Genomic DNA, 17,377 nt, shown 5'->3' with positions numbered 1-17,377 from the left:
ATGCTGATCCCTCGCAGGGTCAAGCACCGCAAGCAGCACCACCCCAAGCGGCGTGGCGCTGCCAAGGGCGGCACTGAGCTCGCGTTCGGCGAGTACGGCATCCAGGCCGTCACCCCGGCCTATGTGACGAACCGGCAGATCGAGTCCGCTCGTATCGCCATCACCCGTCACATCCGCCGTGGCGGCAAGGTCTGGATCAACATCTACCCGGACCGCCCGCTGACCAAGAAGCCTGCCGAGACCCGCATGGGTTCCGGTAAGGGTTCGCCGGAGTGGTGGGTTGCGAACGTTCACCCGGGACGGGTGATGTTCGAGCTGTCCTACCCGAACGAGAAGGTTGCCAAGGAGGCGCTGACCCGCGCCGCCCACAAGCTTCCGATGAAGTGCCGGATTGTCCGGCGCGAGGCAGGTGAGAGCTGATGTCGGCCGGCACCAAGGCTGCTGAGCTTCGCGGTCTGGCCGACGACGAGCTCGTCGGCAAGCTGCGCGAGGCCAAGGAGGAGCTGTTCAACCTCCGCTTCCAGGCGGCGACCGGGCAGCTCGAGAACCACGGCCGGCTCAAGGCCGTCCGGAAGGACATCGCGCGGATCTACACCCTGATGCGCGAGCGCGAGCTGGGCATCGAGACGGTGGAGAACGCCTGATGACTGAGAATGTGAACGAAACTGAGGCGCGCGGCTTCCGCAAGACCCGTGAGGGTCTGGTCGTCAGCGACAAGATGGACAAGACCGTCGTGGTCGCTGTCGAGGACCGCGTCAAGCACGCGCTCTACGGCAAGGTCATCCGCCGTACGAACAAGCTGAAGGCGCACGACGAGCAGAACGCTTGCGGCGTCGGCGACCGTGTCCTCCTCATGGAGACCCGGCCGCTGTCCGCGACGAAGCGCTGGCGCGTCGTCGAGATCCTCGAGAAGGCCAAGTAACGACCGTTGATTGGGCCGCGGCCTGTATGTGCACGGAGAGAGTCCGTGTGAGCAGCAGGCCGGCCCGGTCAGCGCGACGTTGACGATCAGGAGAAAGACGTGATCCAGCAGGAGTCGCGACTGCGAGTCGCCGACAACACGGGTGCCAAGGAGATTCTCTGCATCCGCGTTCTCGGTGGCTCCGGCCGGCGCTACGCGGGCATCGGGGACGTCATCGTGGCCACCGTCAAGGACGCGATCCCCGGTGGCAACGTGAAGAAGGGCGACGTCATCAAGGCGGTCGTCGTGCGGACCGTGAAGGAGCGCCGTCGTCCCGACGGTTCCTACATCCGCTTCGACGAGAACGCTGCCGTCATCCTCAAGAACGACGGTGACCCCCGTGGCACCCGCATCTTCGGCCCGGTGGGCCGTGAGCTGCGCGAGAAGAAGTTCATGAAGATCATCTCGCTCGCGCCGGAGGTGCTCTAACCGATGGCAGGCATGAAGATCAAGAAGGGTGACCTGGTCCAGGTCATCACCGGCAAGGACAAGGGCAAGCAGGGCAAGGTCATCCAGGCCTACCCGACCGAGCAGCGCGTCCTCGTCGAGGGTGTCAACCGGGTCAAGAAGCACACCAAGGTCGGCCAGACCGCCCGTGGTGCCCAGACCGGCGGCATCGTGACCACCGAGGCCCCCATCCACGTCAGCAACGTTCAGCTGGTCGTGGAGAAGGACGGCAAGAAGGTCGTCACCCGCGTCGGTTACCGCTTCGACGACGAGGGCAACAAGATCCGCGTTGCCAAGCGGACCGGTGAGGACATCTGATGAGCGAGACCACTGTCGAGAAGGTGCAGCCGCGCCTCAAGGAGCGGTACCGCGCTGAGATCAAGGGTCAGCTGCAGGAGCAGTTCTCCTACGACAACCCGATGCTGATCCCCGGCCTGGTCAAGGTCGTGGTCAACATGGGTGTCGGCGAGGCCGCCCGTGACAGCAAGCTGATCGAGGGCGCGATCCGCGACCTCACCGCGATCACCGGCCAGAAGCCGGCCGTGACCAAGGCCCGCAAGTCCATCGCGCAGTTCAAGCTGCGCGAGGGACAGCCGATCGGCACCCACGTCACCCTCCGGGGCGACCGCATGTGGGAGTTCGTGGACCGTCTGGTGTCGCTGGCGCTCCCGCGCATCCGCGACTTCCGCGGTCTGTCGCCGAAGCAGTTCGACGGCCGTGGCAACTACACGTTCGGTCTGACCGAGCAGGTCATGTTCCACGAGATCGACCAGGACAAGGTCGACCGCCAGCGGGGCATGGACATCACCGTGGTTACCACTGCCCAGACCGACGACGAGGGCCGGGCGCTGCTGCGCGCCCTGGGCTTCCCGTTCAAGGAGAACTGACCGTGGCGAAGAAGTCCCTCATCGCGAAGTCGGAGCGCAAGCCGAAGTTCGGCGTCCGTGGCTACACCCGCTGCCAGCGCTGTGGCCGCCCGCACTCCGTGTACCGCAAGTTCGGCCTCTGCCGTGTGTGCCTTCGTGAGATGGCGCACCGCGGCGAGCTGCCGGGCGTGACCAAGAGTTCCTGGTAGCACCCAGGGTCCGGTCCCACCTCGTTTTGGGGCTGTGTTGCACAGTCCCGTAAGGTGGTGGGGCCGGGCCCCTGCTGCCCGGAATTGTCTTACTACACCGCAGGTCCCTGCCGCGCCTGGTGTGCCCTTTCGGGGCCGTAGCGCGCTGTCGGAAACCGCGGTGAGAGAGGCCTAAGGCCATCATGACCATGACCGACCCGATCGCAGACATGCTGACGCGTCTGCGGAACGCGAACTCGGCTTACCACGACAGCGTGGCGATGCCGGCGAGCAAGATCAAGGCCCACATCGCCGAGATCCTCCAGCAGGAGGGTTACATCTCCGGCTGGAAGGTCGAGGAGCCGCAGGAGAACGAGGTCGGCAAGAAGCTGACCATCGAGCTCAAGTTCGGCCCCAACCGTGAGCGCTCGATCGCCGGTATCAAGCGCATCAGCAAGCCGGGCCTGCGGGTCTACGCAAAGTCCACCAACCTGCCGAAGGTCCTCGGCGGCCTGGGTGTCGCGATCATCTCGACGTCCCAGGGCCTCCTGACCGGCCAGCAGGCCGCCAAGAAGGGTGTGGGCGGGGAAGTCCTCGCCTACGTCTGGTAACTCGGGAAACGGAGGTATAGCCATGTCGCGTATTGGACGGCTGCCCATCTCGGTTCCCGCCGGCGTGGACGTCACCATCGATGGCCGGACGGTCTCGGTGAAGGGCCCCAAGGGTTCCCTCTCCCACACCGTCGCTGCGCCGATCGAGATCGGCAAGGGCGAGGACGGCAGCCTGGTCGTCTCGCGTCCGAACGACGAGCGTCAGTCGAAGGCCCTGCACGGCCTGACTCGCACGCTGGTGGCGAACATGATCACCGGCGTGACCGCGGGCTACCGCAAGTCGCTCGAAATCAGCGGTGTCGGTTACCGCGTGGCCGCGAAGGGCTCCTCGATGGAGTTCTCCCTGGGCTACAGCCACCCGATCCTGGTCGATGCCCCCGACGGCATCTCCTTCCAGGTCGAGTCGCCCACCAAGTTCCACGTGGACGGCATCGACAAGCAGAAGGTCGGCGAGGTCGCCGCGAAGATCCGCAAGCTGCGTAAGCCCGACCCGTACAAGGCCAAGGGCGTCAAGTACGCAGGCGAGGTCATCCGCCGCAAGGTCGGAAAGGCTGGTAAGTAAGCCATGGCAGTCGGTGTGAAGATCGGCAAGGGCAACGCCTACAAGGGTGCCGCCCGCAAGCGCCGTGCCATCCGCGTTCGCAAGCGCGTCGTCGGCAGCGAGGTGCGTCCGCGCCTCGTCGTGACCCGCTCGAACCGGCACATGGTCGCGCAGGTCATCGACGACGCCAAGGGCCACACGCTGGCCTCGGCGTCCACCCTCGACGTGTCGATCCGCGGCAACGAGGGCGACAAGACCGACCAGGCCAAGCAGGTCGGCGCACTGGTCGCCGAGCGTGCCAAGGCCGCCGGTATCGAGCAGGTCGTCTTCGACCGCGCGGGCAACCGCTACGCCGGCCGCATCGCGGCCCTGGCGGACGCGGCCCGTGAGGCCGGGCTCGACTTCTGAGCCGTTCGTCGCAAGCAGCGGACGTAAACGAGAGAGGTAATTCCAATGGCTGGACCCCAGCGCCGCGGTGGCGGCGCCGGTGGCGGCGAGCGGCGTGACCGTAAGCGGGACGGTCGGGACGGTGGCCAGGCCGCCGAGAAGACCGCCTACGTGGAGCGTGTCGTCGCGATCAACCGCGTCGCCAAGGTAGTCAAGGGTGGTCGTCGCTTCAGCTTCACCGCGCTGGTCGTGGTGGGCGACGGTGACGGCACCGTGGGTGTCGGCTACGGCAAGGCCAAGGAGGTGCCGGCCGCCATCGCCAAGGGTGTTGAGGAGGCCAAGAAGCACTTCTTCAAGGTCCCCCGTATCCAGGGCACCATCCCGCACCCGATCCAGGGTGAGAAGGCCGCGGGCGTCGTGCTGCTGAAGCCGGCTTCCCCCGGTACCGGCGTTATCGCCGGTGGCCCGGTGCGCGCCGTTCTGGAGTGCGCCGGCGTCCACGACATCCTGTCGAAGTCGCTCGGCTCCGACAACGCGATCAACATCGTGCACGCCACGGTGGCGGCTCTGAAGGGGCTCGTCCGCCCCGAGGAGATCGCCGCCCGCCGTGGGCTGCCGCTTGAGGACGTGGCTCCCGCCGCACTGCTGCGGGCGCGCGCTGCGGGGGCGAGTGCCTGATGGCTCGCCTGAAGATCACGCAGACCAAGTCCTACATCGGCAGCAAGCAGAACCACCGCGAGACGCTGCGCTCGCTGGGTCTCAAGCGCATGCACGATGTGGTCGTGAAGGAGGACCGTCCCGAGATCCGCGGGATGGCCCAGACCGTGCGTCACCTCGTCACGGTCGAGGAGGTGGACTGACATGGGCGACAACCCGATCAAGATCCACAACCTGCGGCCCGCCCCGGGCGCCAAGACCGCCAAGACCCGCGTGGGTCGTGGTGAGGCGTCCAAGGGTAAGACCGCTGGTCGTGGCACCAAGGGCACCAAGGCCCGCTACCAGGTTCCGCAGCGCTTCGAGGGTGGCCAGATGCCCCTCCACATGCGCCTGCCGAAGCTGAAGGGCTTCAAGAACCCGTTCAAGGTCGAGTTCCAGGTGGTCAACCTGGACAAGCTCGCGGCTCTCTACCCGCAGGGTGGCGAGGTCACCGTGGCCGACCTGGTGGCCAAGGGCGCGGTTCGCAAGAACCAGCTCGTCAAGGTGCTCGGCACCGGCGAGATCTCGGTGGCGCTCCAGGTGACGGTGGACGCCGTCTCCGGCGCCGCCAAGGAGAAGATCGCCGCTGCCGGCGGCACCGTCACCGAGCTCATCTGAGCCCGGCTCCGACGACGGCGGGCCCCGTCGTCCCCCTCTGGGGGACGACGGGGCCCGCTGCATGTCGACGCCCTCGGCGCAGGCCGATCGCCGCGCAACCGGGGGCATTCCTTGCTCCAATCCGAGGCGAACGAGCCATTGGCGCCTGCAATGGCTTCAGCCAGGTGGCCGAGCACTGTTAGAGTCCCTGAGGTCACCTTGTGCACTGCCTCAGGTTCGCCCGGGCAGCATCGCAGGGGCCGCGCTCCACACAGGGTCCCACCGGCCCGCGTCAACCCCATCAGGACCGACCCTTCCGCCGACGACGCGCGGGAGGCGCAGGAGGCACCGTGCTCAGTGCGTTCGCGCGGGCGTTCAAGACGCCCGACCTGCGCAAGAAGCTGCTGTTCACGCTGGGCATCATGGTGCTGTTCCGGCTCGGGGCACATGTCCCGATCCCCGGAGTCAGCTTCCAGAACGTCCAGACCTGCATCGACGAGAGCAAGGGCACCCAGGGCCTCTTCGGCCTGGTGAACCTGTTCAGCGGTGGCGCGCTGCTCCAGCTGACCATCTTCGCCCTCGGCATCATGCCGTACATCACCGCCTCGATCATCCTTCAGCTGCTCACCGTGGTGATCCCACGGCTTGAGGCGCTGAAGAAGGAGGGTCAGGCCGGTACCGCGAAGATCACCCAGTACACCCGGTACCTGACCATCGCGCTCGCCGTGCTCCAGGGCACCGGCATCGTCGCGACGGCCTCCAGCGGCGCCCTCTTCAGCGGCTGCTCGGTCGGCCACCTGATCGTCCCGGACACCTCGGTCTTCCGGGTCGCGGTCATGGTCATCACGATGACCGCCGGCACCACCGTGATCATGTGGCTGGGCGAGCTCATCACCGACCGGGGCATCGGCAACGGCATGTCCATCCTGATCTTCACCTCGATCGCGGCCGGCTTCCCGACCTCGCTCTGGGCGATCAAGCTTCAGGGCAAGATCGGCGGCGGCTGGGTGGAGTTCCTCAGCGTCATCGCCATCGGCCTGGTCGTGGTCGCGCTGGTCATCTTCGTCGAGCAGGCCCAGCGCCGGATTCCGGTGCAGTACGCCAAGCGCATGATCGGACGCCGCGCCTTCGGCGGTACGTCCACCTACATCCCGCTCAAGGTGAACCAGGCGGGTGTGATCCCCGTCATCTTCGCCTCGTCGCTGCTCTACATCCCGTCGCTGGTGGTCCAGCTGACCGGAAGCAACGCCGGCTGGGCGGTCTGGGTCCGGGAGAACTTCGTCCGCGGTGACCACCCGATTTACATGGCGATCTACTTCATCCTGATCGTCTTCTTCGCCTTCTTCTACGTCGCGATCTCCTTCAACCCCGAGGAAGTCGCCGACAACATGAAGAAGTATGGTGGTTTCATCCCGGGTATCCGGGCCGGCCGCCCCACGGCGGAGTACCTGAACTATGTCCTCACCAGGATCACCTGGCCGGGTTCCCTCTATCTGGGCGTCATCGCGCTGATCCCGATGATCGCTCTGGTGGCGTTCAAGGCCAACCAGAACTTCCCGTTCGGCGGCACCAGCATCCTCATCGTCGTCGGTGTCGGCCTCGAAACTGTCAAGCAGATCGAGAGCCAGCTCCAGCAGCGTAACTACGAAGGGTTCCTCCGCTGATGCGAATCGTCCTCGTCGGACCGCCAGGCGCTGGGAAGGGGACTCAGGCCCACCTCCTGGCCAAGACCCTCTCGATCCCGCACATCTCTACCGGAGACCTGTTCCGCGCCAACATCAGCCAGAGCACCCCGCTGGGGCTTGAGGCCAAGGCGTACATGGACGCAGGCAAGCTGGTACCGGACGAGATCACCATCGGGATGGCCAAGGACCGGATGATGCAGCCGGACGCCGCCAAAGGGTTCCTGCTGGACGGCTTCCCGCGCAACCTCGGCCAGGCCAAGGCGCTGGACGAGATCCTTGCCGAGAACGGCATAGCGCTGGACGGCGTGCTCGACCTGGAGGTCTCCGAGGACGAGGTCGTCCGGCGGATCGCCGGACGCCGGCTCTGCCGCAACAACGGCAGCCATGTCTTCCACGTGGACTACAACCAGCCGGCCACCCCGGGCGTCTGCGACGAGTGCGGCGGCGAGCTGTACCAGCGCACGGACGACACCGAAGAGGCCGTCCGGGTCCGCCTGGAGGAGTACCACACCAAGACCGAGCCCATCATCGGCTACTACGCCGACCAGGGCCTGCTGGTGACCATCCCGGCGCTGGGCAAGGTGTCCGAGGTGACGGAGCGCGCCATCGAGGCGCTCCGCGGATAGCAGAGGCAGTCGCACACGCCGGGCCGTGGCAGCGCCGCAAGGGGCAGCCACGGCCCCCGTGTGTACCGGCCCGCCGAGGCCGTACCGTGGAGGGGAAACGGCGGGACGGCTTATATGGAGAACGCGCAGTGGTGCTGGGAAGGCGAGAGCGCATGGTAGAGATCAAGACCCCCGAGCAGATCGCCAAGATGCGTGAGGCCGGGCTGGTCGTCGCCGAGGCGCTCAAGGCGTGCCGGGAGGGGGCCGTTCCGGGGGCCACCACCGGGGAGCTGGACGCGATCGCCGCCAAGGTGATCGCCGACCACGGCGCCACCTCGAACTTCCTCGGCTACCACGGCTTCACCGGCACCATCTGTGCCTCGGTGAACGATGTGGTGGTGCATGGCATCCCCGGCGACCTGGAGCTGAAGTCGGGCGACCTGATCTCCATCGACTGCGGGGCGATCGTCGACGGCTGGCACGGCGATGCCGCGATCACCGTGCTGGTCGGCGAGGGCCACGGCCCGGAGCTGCACGAGCTCAGCCGGGTCACCGAGGCGTCGATGTGGGCCGGTATCGCGGCGGTGAAGAAGGGCAACCGGTTGCAGGACGTCAGCCGCGCCATCGAGTCCACCATCCGCCGCCAGCCGCTGCCGCCCAAGGGCAAGTACGGGATCATCGAGGACTACGGCGGCCATGGCATCGGCACGGCCATGCACATGGACCCGCACCTGCTGAACTACGTGGACCGCGGCCGAGGTCGCGGGCCCAAGCTGGTGCCCGGCTTCTGCATCGCCATCGAGCCCATGGTCAGCCTCGGCACGCCGCACACCCACGTCCTGGAGGACGAGTGGACGGTGAAGACCAATGACTCTACCTGGGCCGCCCACTGGGAGCACTCGGTGGCGCTGACCGAGCAGGGCCCGCTGGTGCTCACCGCCTTCGACGGCGGCCGGGCGAAGCTGGCCGAGCTGGGGATCACCGCCGCTCCAGACCCGCTGGGCTGAGCCGGGCGGAGGTGGGGTCGGTTTCGCGTTTGATTGCCCGCTGAAGTAGACTGACGCGTCGGCTCATTCTGGCTTCGGCGTGCCCGGGTCCGGATCAGCCGATCATGGTAGTGAAGTATCACGGTAGTCGAGCATTACGGTAGTCGAGCCCGGAAGGCGATCAGCGAACCTTATGCCCAAGAAGCAAGGGGCCATCGAGATCGAGGGCACCGTCATCGAGTCTCTGCCGAACGCGATGTTCAAGGTGGAGCTCCAGAACGGGCACAAGGTCCTCGCGCACATCAGCGGCAAGATGCGGATGCACTACATCCGTATCCTCCCGGACGACCGTGTTGTCGTCGAGCTCAGCCCGTACGACCTCACCCGCGGTCGCATCGTCTACCGCTACAAGTAACACCCGACAGATCTCGCGCTGTGATGGCCGTACTGCAAGCAGTGCGGCCCTCTCGTGGCGCACGACCCGGAGAACCTGAATCCCATGAAGGTCAAGCCGAGCGTCAAGAAGATCTGCGACAAGTGCAAGGTGATCCGCCGCCACGGCCGGGTCATGGTGATCTGCGAGAACCTGCGCCACAAGCAGCGTCAGGGCTGATCATCCCCCTGCGGCACAAGTCGTAACTCTTCGCGCGACGCGAATTTTTCCCACGTGATGCCCGCCCCCGCAAGGGGGCGCCACCCCCGGCGGAGGCCGGGGTCCCCCGCGTGAGCGGTGGAACACGGCATCGCGCCAAACCTCCGAAAAAGCACAGGAGCCAATTCATGGCACGCCTTGTCGGCGTCGACCTCCCCCGCGAGAAGCGGATCGAGATCGCCCTCACCTACATCTACGGCATCGGCCGTACCCGCGCCCAGCAGACCCTGGCCGAGACCGGTGTGAACCCGGACGTCCGCGTCCGCGACATCGCCGAGGACGACCTGGTCAAGCTCCGCGACTGGATCGAGGCCAACTACAAGATCGAGGGCGACCTCCGCCGCGAGGTCCAGGCCGACATCCGCCGCAAGGTCGAGATCGGCTGCTACGAGGGTCTGCGTCACCGCCGCGGCCTCCCGGTCCACGGCCAGCGCACCCACACCAACGCCCGTACCCGCAAGGGTCCGCGTCGCGCCATCGCCGGCAAGAAGAAGCCGGGCAAGAAGTAGTCCGCTCCCAGAACCGGACTTCCCTCCGGCCCGCGGGTAGCGGACCGACCACCTCATCAGGAGATTCAGACTTATGCCTCCGAAGGGCCGTCAGGCTGCGGGCGCCAAGAAGGTGCGCCGCAAGGAGAAGAAGAACGTCGCTCACGGGCACGCCCACATCAAGAGCACGTTCAACAACACGATCGTCTCGATCACCGACCCGACCGGCAACGTGATCTCGTGGGCGTCCGCCGGCCACGTCGGCTTCAAGGGGTCCCGCAAGTCCACCCCGTTCGCCGCCCAGATGGCTGCCGAGGCCGCTGCCCGCCGCGCCCAGGAGCACGGCATGCGCAAGGTCGACGTCTTCGTCAAGGGCCCCGGCTCCGGCCGTGAGACCGCGATCCGCTCGCTCCAGGCCACCGGCCTGGAGGTGGGCTCGATCCAGGACGTCACCCCCACCCCGCACAACGGCTGCCGCCCCCCCAAGCGCCGCCGCGTCTGACGCTTTTCCCCCGCGAGCCCGCCGGGCGCTCCTGGCCCGACGCCGACGCGTCCGGCGGGCTCGCGGACCTGCTTGACCTCGTGCGGGCTCCCGTTCACCCGGGAGCCCGTACGCTTGAGTCCATCGGCATCAAATAGCGGGTGCCGAAGACAACTGGAGGAACACCTCTCATGCTGATCGCTCAGCGCCCCTCGTTGACCGAAGAGGTCGTCGACGAATTCCGCTCCCGGTTTGTGATCGAGCCGCTGGAGCCGGGCTTCGGCTACACCCTCGGCAACTCGCTCCGCCGCACGCTCCTCTCCTCGATCCCGGGTGCCGCTGTCACCTCCATCCGGATCGACGGCGTCCTGCACGAGTTCACCACCGTGCCGGGGGTCAAGGAGGACGTCACCGACCTCATCCTCAACATCAAGCAGCTGGTCGTCTCCTCGGAGCACGACGAGCCGGTCGTGATGTACCTGCGCAAGCAGGGCCCGGGTGTGGTCACCGCCGCCGACATCGCGCCGCCGGCCGGTGTCGAGGTGCACAACCCCGACCTGGTCCTGGCCACGCTCAACGGCAAGGGCAAGCTGGAGATGGAGCTGACCGTCGAGCGCGGTCGCGGCTATGTCTCCGCCGTGCAGAACAAGCAGTCCGGCCAGGAGATCGGCCGTATCCCGGTCGACTCGATCTACTCGCCGGTGCTCAAGGTCACCTACAAGGTCGAGGCGACCCGTGTCGAGCAGCGCACCGACTTCGACAAGCTGATCGTCGACGTCGAGACCAAGCCCGCCATGCGCCCCCGTGACGCCATGGCCTCGGCCGGCAAGACCCTGGTCGAGCTGTTCGGTCTCGCCCGCGAGCTGAATGTCGACGCCGAGGGCATCGACATGGGCCCGTCCCCCACGGACGCCGCCCTGGCCGCCGATCTGGCACTGCCGATCGAGGAGCTGGAGCTGACCGTCCGCTCCTACAACTGCCTCAAGCGCGAGGGCATCCACACCGTGGGTGAGCTCGTCGCCCGCTCGGAGGCCGACCTGCTCGACATCCGCAACTTCGGTGCGAAGTCGATCGACGAGGTCAAGGCGAAGCTGGCCGGCATGGGCCTGGCCCTCAAGGACAGCCCGCCCGGATTCGACCCGACCGCCGCTGCCGACGCGTTCGGCGCCGACGACCTGGACGACTCCGGCTACGCGGAGACCGAGCAGTACTGAGCAGTCCCGGGCAGTACTGAGTAGTACCCCTGTAGAGCCAAGTCCTGCGGGCACCGTGCCCGCAGGCCCTCTCCGGTACCTGACACGGCCGGAGCAGGAGATATGAGGAGAGAATCCCCATGCCGCGTCCCACCAAGGGAGCCCGCCTCGGCGGCGGTCCGTCGCACGAGCGCCTGCTGCTGGCCGGTCTGGCCCGCGAGCTGTTCCAGTACGGCCGCATCACCACCACCGAGGCCAAGGCCCGCCGCCTGCGCCCGGTGGCGGAGAAGCTGATCACCAAGGCGAAGAAGGGCGACCTGCACAACCGTCGCCTGGTGCGTCAGACCATCACCGACGTGTCGGTGCTGCACACCCTCTTCACCGAGATCGCGCCGCGCTACGAGAACCGCCCCGGCGGTTACACCCGCATCACCAAGATCGGTCCCCGTCGCGGCGACAACGCCCCGATGGCCGTGATCGAGCTGGTGGAGGCCCTCACCGTCGCGCAGAACGCCGTCGGCGAGGCCGAGGCCGCCACCAAGCGGGCCGTCAAGGAGGCCGACGAGGCCAAGGCCACCGAGGCCCCCGCGGCCGACGCTGCCGAGACCGAGGCCGCCGAGGCCCCGGCCGAGGAGTCCAAGGACGCCTGAGCCCGCTTCCAGGGTTCCCGAGGCCCGTTCTCCCCGTCAGGGGGGAGCGGGCCTCTCCGCCGTATCAGGGCCGTATCAGGGCCGTATCAGGGCCGTGTCAGGGGAGGTTCGAGCTGTGGTTGACGAGTGCGCCGAGAGGCCGGTGCTGGACGGTCCCGCCGAGGGGTCGGTACGGGTCCGGCTGGACCTGGCGTACGACGGGGCGGAGTTCTCCGGCTGGGCGCGGCAGCCCGGCCGGCGGACCGTGCAGGGTGAGCTGGAGGAGGCCCTGCGCACCGTGCTCCGCACCGGCCTGCCGGTGGAGCTGACGGTGGCCGGCCGCACCGACGCCGGGGTGCACGCACGCGGTCAGGTCGCCCATGTGGACCTGCCCGCCGAGCTGTGGGCCGCGCACCGGGAGAAGCTGGGCCGCCGACTGGCCGGGCGGCTGCCGGCGGATGTCCGGGTCTGGTCGCTGGGCGAGGCGCCGCACGGCTTCGACGCGCGCTTCGCGGCGATCTGGCGCCGGTACGCCTACCGGGTCAGCGACCACCCGGGCGGGGTGGACCCGCTGCGGCGCGGGCATGTGCTCTGGCACGACCGGCCGCTGGACGTCGCCGCCATGAACGAGGCGGCCAGGCTGCTGCTGGGCGAGCACGACTTCGCCGCGTACTGCAAGAAGCGGGAGGGCGCCACCACCGTACGCACCCTGCTGGAGCTGGAGTGGGAGCGCACCACCGCCGACGCCATGGCCCATGGGGACGGCACCGGGCTGGTGGTGGCGACGGTGCGGGCCGATGCCTTCTGCCACAACATGGTGCGCGCCCTGGTCGGGGCGATGCTGCTGGTGGGCGACGGGCGGAGGCCGGTGGGCTTCCCCGGGGAGGTGCTGGCCGGACGGGTGCGCAACTCCGCGGTGAATGTGGTGCGCCCGCACGGCCTGACCCTGGAGGAGGTCGGCTACCCGGCCGATGAGCTGCTGCTGGAGCGGAACCGCACCGCCCGCCGGATGCGCACCCTCCCGGGGGTGCCGGTCAGTCCGCCGGGACGGTGACCACAGGCTGGGCGGCTGTCACCCGGCCGCGCTGGAGCAGGGTGTTGCGGGCCAGCCTGTCGATGTCCCGGGTGGCCTGCTTCACGGCCTTGTCGTTCTTGGCCACCGGCTTGCCGTCGGTGAAGCCGCCGATGGTGAAGTACGCGTAGCGGCCGGCCGAGTTGGCGGTCGAGCGGCAGTAGACGCCTCGGCAGAACGGCCTGATGGTCCGGTACAGCGAGTAGATGTTGCCGGTGGCCTGCTTGACCGTGGCCTGCGACTGCTCGGGGGTGTCGAACTCCACGATGCCGACGGTCACCGCGATGCCCTGGGAGACATAGGTGGCGCGGTAGACGGCCCGGCACTTGTTGCGGGCCAGTACCTCGCCCAGGCCGCCCGATCCGGCCTTGGCGCAGTTGGCGGTGGCGTGCGGGCGGCCGTCCCGGTCGTAGGTGTGGCCGTCGATGGAGAGCCTGGCGTCGGGGAAGAGGGTGTTGACGTTGAGCGGGGCGGTGTCCTTCTCCTTGCTGCCGATGATCTCCAGCGGGTCCACCGGCGGCGGGGGCGGCGGCGTGGGGGAGGGGCTCGGCGCGGCGGAGGTGGAGACGGCGGACGGGACGGGGGAGGGGGCCGCCACCCCGTCCTTGTCCTGGGAGCCGAAGACGCCCAGCGCGGTCGCCGTGACCCCGCCGGCCACGACGGCGGCCAGCACGCCGCCGCCGACCATCAGCAGCCGCTTCTTCCGGCGGGCGGCGGCGTCGTTCCGCTCGGCCAGCGCGGCCCAGTCGGGCTCCTGGGGGTTGCGGGGCAGCGAACCGGGCGCGTTGTACTGCGGGGACGCGGCGTACGGGTTGGGCTGCTGGGGATAGCCCTGCTGCTGCGGATAGCCGTAGCCGCCGGGCTGGCCGGCGGACTGGGGTGGGAACGGCGGCTGGGCCTGACCGTACGGCTGCTGGCCGGGGACCGCGCGCTGCGGCAGGCCCTGAGGGGTCGTCCCGGCAGGGGTGGACGCCTGCGGGCCGCCGCCCTGCTGCGGCTTGCGCCGCCGCCCGCCGCCCTGCGGCTGTCCCTGCTGACCCGCCGGCTGCCCGTCCTGCGGCTGCTGCCCGCCCGGTCCCGGGGCAGCTCCCCACCCATCGCTCATGGGCCTGAATCCTAGGGCATGCGCTTTGGCCCTCCCATGGGCAGGTCCTCGACAAACGGCCGACGACCGGCGGAAAAGCGGTTGGGCGGAGCGGCGTCGGCAGCGGACAATCCGATGCCATGGGACACGTCGAGATCTCGCACCTGGAGTACTACCTGCCGGATGGGCGGGTGCTGTTCAACGATGTCTCCTTCCGGGTGGGGGAGGGTGCCGCGGTGGCGCTGGTCGGCGCCAACGGAGCGGGCAAGACCACCCTGCTGCGGCTGCTGGCGGGCGATGCGCAGCCGCACGGCGGCACCGTCACGGTCGGCGGCGGCCTGGGGGTGATGCGGCAGTTCGTGGGCACCACCGGCCGGGGCACCGACGGGCATGCGCTGCCCGCCGACGCCTCCGTACGGGACCTGCTGGTCTCCGTCGCCCCGCCGAGGATCAGGACCGCCGCCCGGGCGGTGGACGCGGCCGAGCTGGCGATGATGGCGCAGGACGACGAGCCGGCCCAGCTCGGCTACGCCCAGGCGCTGGCCGACTGGGCGGACGCCGGGGGCTATGAGTACGAGACCGACTGGGACGTCTGCACCACCGCCGCCCTGGGCGTCCCCTTCGAGCGGGCCCAGTGGCGGGGGCTGGGCACCCTCTCCGGCGGCGAGCAGAAGCGGCTGGTGCTGGAGGCCCTGCTGCGCGGCCCGGACGAGGTGCTGCTGCTGGACGAGCCGGACAACTATCTGGACGTCCCCGGCAAGCGGTGGCTGGAGGAGCAGCTGCGGGCCACCGGCAAGACGGTCCTCTATGTCTCGCACGACCGGGAGCTGCTGGCCCGTACCGCAAGCAAGATCATCAGCGTCGAGCCGGGCCCGGCGGGCAGCCGGGTCTGGGTGCACGGCGAGGGCTTCGCCTCCTACCACCAGGCCCGCAAGGAGCGCTTCGCCCGGCTGGAGGAGCTGCGGCGCCGCTGGGACGAGGAGCACGCCAAGCTCAAGCAGCTGGTGAACACGCTCAAGACCAAGGCGGCCTTCAACGACGGCCTGGCCTCCCGCTACCAGGCGGCGCAGACCCGGCTGCGGAAGTTCGAGGAGGCCGGTCCGCCGGAGGTGCCGCCGCGCGAGCAGCAGATCTCCATGCGGCTGAAGGGCGGCCGTACCGGGGTCCGCGCGGTCACCTGCGCGGGGCTGGAGCTGACCGGGCTGATGAAACCCTTCGACCTGGAGGTCTTCTACGGCGAGCGGGTCGCGGTGCTGGGCTCCAACGGCTCCGGCAAGTCGCACTTCCTGCGGCTGCTGGCCGGTGACGGCACGGTCCGGCACGGCGGTGAGTGGAAGCTGGGCGCCCGGGTGGTCCCCGGGCACTTCCGGCAGACGCACGCCCATCCGGAGCTGCTGGGCCGCACCCCGTGCGAGATCCTGGAGACCGAGCACGCCAGGGACCGGGGCCGGGCGATGTCCGCGCTGCGCCGCTATGAGCTGCACGGCCAGGCCGACCAGCGGTTCGAGTCGCTGTCGGGCGGGCAGCAGGCCCGGCTGATGATCCTGCGGCTGGAGCTGTCCGGGGTGACCGCGCTGCTGCTGGACGAGCCCACCGACAACCTGGACCTGGAGAGCGCGGAGGCGTTGCAGGAGGGGCTGGAGGCGTTCGACGGGACGGTGCTCTGCGTCACCCATGACCGCTGGTTCGCCCGCTCCTTCGACCGGTTCCTGGTCTTCGGGCAGGACGGGCGGGTACGGGAGGTGCCGGAGCCGGTCTGGGACGAGCAACGGGTCTCCCGGGAACGCTGACCCTCCACCGGACGGGTCGTTTTGACCCGTCCGGGTCCCGACCGGTATTCTGCGTCCTTGTTGTGCGTATTGGCTCGCTCTATCTCACGGTGAGAGGTCGGTACGCCGGTTCACCGGGCCGATGACCAGCGGGCCCACCCTGTTGCGTCCAGGGTGGTGCGTCCAGGCTGATCGTGATCGTCCGGGTGGCCCTGTCAGGACACACTCACTGAAAAGCGAAGGCTACGACCGTGCGTACGTACAGCCCTAAGCCCGGCGACGTCCAGCGTCAGTGGCACGTCATCGACGCGACCGACGTCGTGCTGGGCCGCCTGGCAACCCAGGCTGCAACTCTCCTCCGGGGTAAGCACAAGCCGGTGTACGCGCCGCACGTTGACACTGGTGACTTCGTCATCATCATCAACGCCGACAAGGTGCACCTCTCCGGCAACAAGCGGGAGCAGAAGCTGGCCTACCGCCACTCCGGCTACCCGGGCGGTCTCCGCTCGGTGCGCTATGGCGACCTCCTGGACAAGACTCCGGAGAAGGCCGTCGAGAAGGCCATCAAGGGCATGCTGCCGAAGAACTCCCTCGGCCGTCAGATGCTCTCCAAGCTCAAGGTGTACTCGGGCGACCAGCACCCGCACGCTGCCCAGCAGCCGGTGCCGTTCGAGATCACCCAGGTCGCGCAGTAATTCCGGCCACCAACCCCCAACTGAGTAGCAGGAGCTGAGGATCACCGTGGCCGAGACTGCCATCGAGACCCCCCTTGAGGTCGACGAGACCGTCGAGGAGAACTACACCACCGAGTCGCTGGCCTCCCGCTTCGGCGAGGCCCTTCCGGGCGTCGGCCTCGGCCGCCGCAAGGAGGCGATCGCCCGCGTGCGCATCGTCCCCGGCACCGGTGTGTGGAAGATCAACGGTCGCACCCTTGAGGAGTACTTCCCCAACAAGGTGCACCAGCAGATCGTCAACGAGCCCTTCAAGGTTCTTGAGATCGACGGCCGCTACGACGTGGTCGCCCGCATCAGCGGCGGCGGCGTCTCCGGCCAGGCCGGCGCGCTGCGCCTCGGCGTGGCCCGCGCGCTGAACGAGGCGGACGTGGACAACAACCGCGGCCCGCTGAAGAAGGCCGGCTTCCTGACCCGCGACGACCGCGCCGTCGAGCGTAAGAAGGCCGGTCTGAAGAAGGCCCGCAAGGCGCCCCAGTACAGCAAGCGGTAACAGCAGTACAGAAAGCTCTGAGCAGAAGCTTCGGCTTCCGCTTCGGCGCCGATGCCCCGGGGGCTCCCGCCCCCGGGGCGTCGTGCATCCTGAGCACCTGAGCAGCAGCGTCGGGCGCGGCACGACGCCCAATGGAGTAGTCGTACGGTATGCGGAACCCGGGTGCGGGCACGCTGACCAGCAGCGTGCGCCGCCGGTCCGGAGGGCGCTTCCGC

27 protein-coding genes are annotated in these 17,377 nt (G+C 68.6%); 26 read left to right on the top strand and 1 reads right to left on the bottom strand.

The genetic code is table 11. The annotated features are described in order from the left end of the window. The 23 genes from rplP to truA all read left to right on the top strand — a co-directional run bounded on the left by rplP (position 1) and on the right by truA (position 13,067). Entirely contained in the window at positions 1-420 is a 420-nt protein-coding gene (gene rplP, locus C7M71_RS11860; RefSeq protein ID WP_111489784.1) for a 50S ribosomal protein L16, read from the top strand. Further along, positions 420-644 carry a 50S ribosomal protein L29 gene (gene rpmC, locus C7M71_RS11855; RefSeq protein ID WP_111489785.1) on the top strand — a complete coding sequence of 75 codons (225 nt, stop codon included), beginning with the start codon at positions 420-422 and terminating at the stop codon, positions 642-644. Before rplP ends, rpmC begins: the two co-directional genes overlap by 1 nt. Further along, positions 644-922 (top strand): 30S ribosomal protein S17, encoded by a 279-nt coding sequence (gene rpsQ / locus C7M71_RS11850; RefSeq protein WP_111489786.1) that lies wholly within the window; start codon positions 644-646, stop codon positions 920-922. Before rpmC ends, rpsQ begins: the two co-directional genes overlap by 1 nt. A gap of 99 nt (positions 923-1,021) precedes the next feature. After that, positions 1,022-1,390, top strand: a complete 369-nt coding sequence (gene rplN, locus C7M71_RS11845) for a 50S ribosomal protein L14 (protein WP_055585131.1) — start codon at positions 1,022-1,024, stop codon at positions 1,388-1,390. A gap of 12 nt (positions 1,391-1,402) precedes the next feature. Beyond that, positions 1,403-1,726, top strand: coding sequence for a 50S ribosomal protein L24 (rplX, locus tag C7M71_RS11840; RefSeq protein ID WP_111489809.1), 324 nt, complete (start codon positions 1,403-1,405; stop codon positions 1,724-1,726). Beyond that, entirely contained in the window at positions 1,726-2,295 is a 570-nt protein-coding gene (gene rplE, locus C7M71_RS11835; protein WP_111489787.1) for a 50S ribosomal protein L5, read from the top strand. Before rplX ends, rplE begins: the two co-directional genes overlap by 1 nt. A 2-nt stretch (positions 2,296-2,297) precedes the next feature. Next, positions 2,298-2,483 (top strand): type Z 30S ribosomal protein S14, encoded by a 186-nt coding sequence (locus C7M71_RS11830; RefSeq protein ID WP_055585129.1) that lies wholly within the window; start codon positions 2,298-2,300, stop codon positions 2,481-2,483. Between the two features lie 182 nt (positions 2,484-2,665). Then, the gene (rpsH, locus tag C7M71_RS11825; protein ID WP_111489788.1) at positions 2,666-3,073 is read left to right on the top strand and encodes a 30S ribosomal protein S8; all 408 of its coding nucleotides are present in this window, start codon (positions 2,666-2,668) and stop codon (positions 3,071-3,073) included. Between the two features lie 22 nt (positions 3,074-3,095). Beyond that, a complete protein-coding gene (gene rplF / locus C7M71_RS11820) occupies positions 3,096-3,635 on the top strand; it encodes a 50S ribosomal protein L6 (protein WP_111489789.1) in 540 nt (179 codons plus the stop codon). A 3-nt stretch (positions 3,636-3,638) separates the two neighbouring features. Beyond that, a complete protein-coding gene (rplR, locus tag C7M71_RS11815) occupies positions 3,639-4,022 on the top strand; it encodes a 50S ribosomal protein L18 (protein ID WP_111489790.1) in 384 nt (127 codons plus the stop codon). Positions 4,023-4,067: 45 nt separating this feature from the next. Continuing rightward, positions 4,068-4,679, top strand: a complete 612-nt coding sequence (gene rpsE / locus C7M71_RS11810; protein WP_111489791.1) for a 30S ribosomal protein S5 — start codon at positions 4,068-4,070, stop codon at positions 4,677-4,679. Next, positions 4,679-4,861: a 50S ribosomal protein L30 gene (gene rpmD / locus C7M71_RS11805; protein ID WP_030300409.1), complete on the top strand. Its 183-nt coding sequence runs from the start codon at positions 4,679-4,681 to the stop codon at positions 4,859-4,861. Before rpsE ends, rpmD begins: the two co-directional genes overlap by 1 nt. Position 4,862: 1 nt before the next feature. Further along, a complete protein-coding gene (gene rplO, locus C7M71_RS11800) occupies positions 4,863-5,315 on the top strand; it encodes a 50S ribosomal protein L15 (protein ID WP_111489792.1) in 453 nt (150 codons plus the stop codon). Between the two features lie 329 nt (positions 5,316-5,644). After that, complete coding sequence (gene secY / locus C7M71_RS11795; RefSeq protein WP_111489793.1) at positions 5,645-6,958, top strand: preprotein translocase subunit SecY; 1,314 nt, start codon at positions 5,645-5,647, stop codon at positions 6,956-6,958. Next, positions 6,958-7,605 carry an adenylate kinase gene (locus tag C7M71_RS11790; RefSeq protein ID WP_111489794.1) on the top strand — a complete coding sequence of 216 codons (648 nt, stop codon included), beginning with the start codon at positions 6,958-6,960 and terminating at the stop codon, positions 7,603-7,605. The genes secY and C7M71_RS11790 overlap by 1 nt, the downstream gene beginning before the upstream one ends. Positions 7,606-7,757: 152 nt before the next feature. Then, positions 7,758-8,591, top strand: coding sequence for a type I methionyl aminopeptidase (gene map / locus C7M71_RS11785; RefSeq protein ID WP_111489795.1), 834 nt, complete (start codon positions 7,758-7,760; stop codon positions 8,589-8,591). A 172-nt stretch (positions 8,592-8,763) separates the two neighbouring features. Continuing rightward, a complete protein-coding gene (infA, locus tag C7M71_RS11780; RefSeq protein ID WP_014144336.1) occupies positions 8,764-8,985 on the top strand; it encodes a translation initiation factor IF-1 in 222 nt (73 codons plus the stop codon). An 84-nt stretch (positions 8,986-9,069) separates the two neighbouring features. After that, positions 9,070-9,183 carry a 50S ribosomal protein L36 gene (rpmJ, locus tag C7M71_RS11775; RefSeq protein WP_009740505.1) on the top strand — a complete coding sequence of 38 codons (114 nt, stop codon included), beginning with the start codon at positions 9,070-9,072 and terminating at the stop codon, positions 9,181-9,183. Between the two features lie 167 nt (positions 9,184-9,350). Continuing rightward, positions 9,351-9,731: a 30S ribosomal protein S13 gene (gene rpsM, locus C7M71_RS11770; protein ID WP_111489796.1), complete on the top strand. Its 381-nt coding sequence runs from the start codon at positions 9,351-9,353 to the stop codon at positions 9,729-9,731. A gap of 73 nt (positions 9,732-9,804) precedes the next feature. Continuing rightward, positions 9,805-10,212, top strand: coding sequence for a 30S ribosomal protein S11 (gene rpsK / locus C7M71_RS11765; protein ID WP_037575384.1), 408 nt, complete (start codon positions 9,805-9,807; stop codon positions 10,210-10,212). A gap of 170 nt (positions 10,213-10,382) precedes the next feature. Next, positions 10,383-11,405 (top strand): DNA-directed RNA polymerase subunit alpha, encoded by a 1,023-nt coding sequence (locus C7M71_RS11760; RefSeq protein ID WP_111489797.1) that lies wholly within the window; start codon positions 10,383-10,385, stop codon positions 11,403-11,405. Positions 11,406-11,524: 119 nt separating this feature from the next. Continuing rightward, positions 11,525-12,034, top strand: a complete 510-nt coding sequence (rplQ, locus tag C7M71_RS11755) for a 50S ribosomal protein L17 (protein WP_111489798.1) — start codon at positions 11,525-11,527, stop codon at positions 12,032-12,034. Positions 12,035-12,149: 115 nt separating this feature from the next. Further along, positions 12,150-13,067: a tRNA pseudouridine(38-40) synthase TruA gene (truA, locus tag C7M71_RS11750; protein WP_175607668.1), complete on the top strand. Its 918-nt coding sequence runs from the start codon at positions 12,150-12,152 to the stop codon at positions 13,065-13,067. On the opposite strand, the gene C7M71_RS11745 is transcribed toward truA, so the two are convergent. Next, on the bottom strand, positions 13,048-14,190 hold the full coding sequence (locus C7M71_RS11745) for a hypothetical protein (RefSeq protein WP_111489799.1): 1,143 nt from the start codon (positions 14,188-14,190) through the stop codon (positions 13,048-13,050). The two genes, truA and C7M71_RS11745, sit on opposite strands and share 20 nt — an antisense overlap. A 119-nt stretch (positions 14,191-14,309) precedes the next feature. Here C7M71_RS11745 and C7M71_RS11740 point away from each other — a divergent pair, with 119 nt between their 5' ends. The 3 genes from C7M71_RS11740 to rpsI all read left to right on the top strand — a co-directional run bounded on the left by C7M71_RS11740 (position 14,310) and on the right by rpsI (position 17,162). Then, on the top strand, positions 14,310-15,959 hold the full coding sequence (locus tag C7M71_RS11740; protein WP_111489800.1) for an ABC-F family ATP-binding cassette domain-containing protein: 1,650 nt from the start codon (positions 14,310-14,312) through the stop codon (positions 15,957-15,959). Between the two features lie 230 nt (positions 15,960-16,189). Further along, positions 16,190-16,633, top strand: coding sequence for a 50S ribosomal protein L13 (gene rplM, locus C7M71_RS11735; protein ID WP_111489801.1), 444 nt, complete (start codon positions 16,190-16,192; stop codon positions 16,631-16,633). A gap of 46 nt (positions 16,634-16,679) precedes the next feature. Continuing rightward, positions 16,680-17,162 (top strand): 30S ribosomal protein S9, encoded by a 483-nt coding sequence (rpsI, locus tag C7M71_RS11730; protein ID WP_111489802.1) that lies wholly within the window; start codon positions 16,680-16,682, stop codon positions 17,160-17,162. Positions 17,163-17,377: the final 215 nt, after the last annotated feature.

The sequence above is a fragment of the Peterkaempfera bronchialis genome (genome assembly GCF_003258605.2).
GTDB lineage: Bacteria > Actinomycetota > Actinomycetes > Streptomycetales > Streptomycetaceae > Peterkaempfera > Peterkaempfera bronchialis.
The sequence above is the reverse complement of the archived record's forward strand: the minus strand, read 5'-3'. Positions and strand labels throughout refer to the sequence as shown.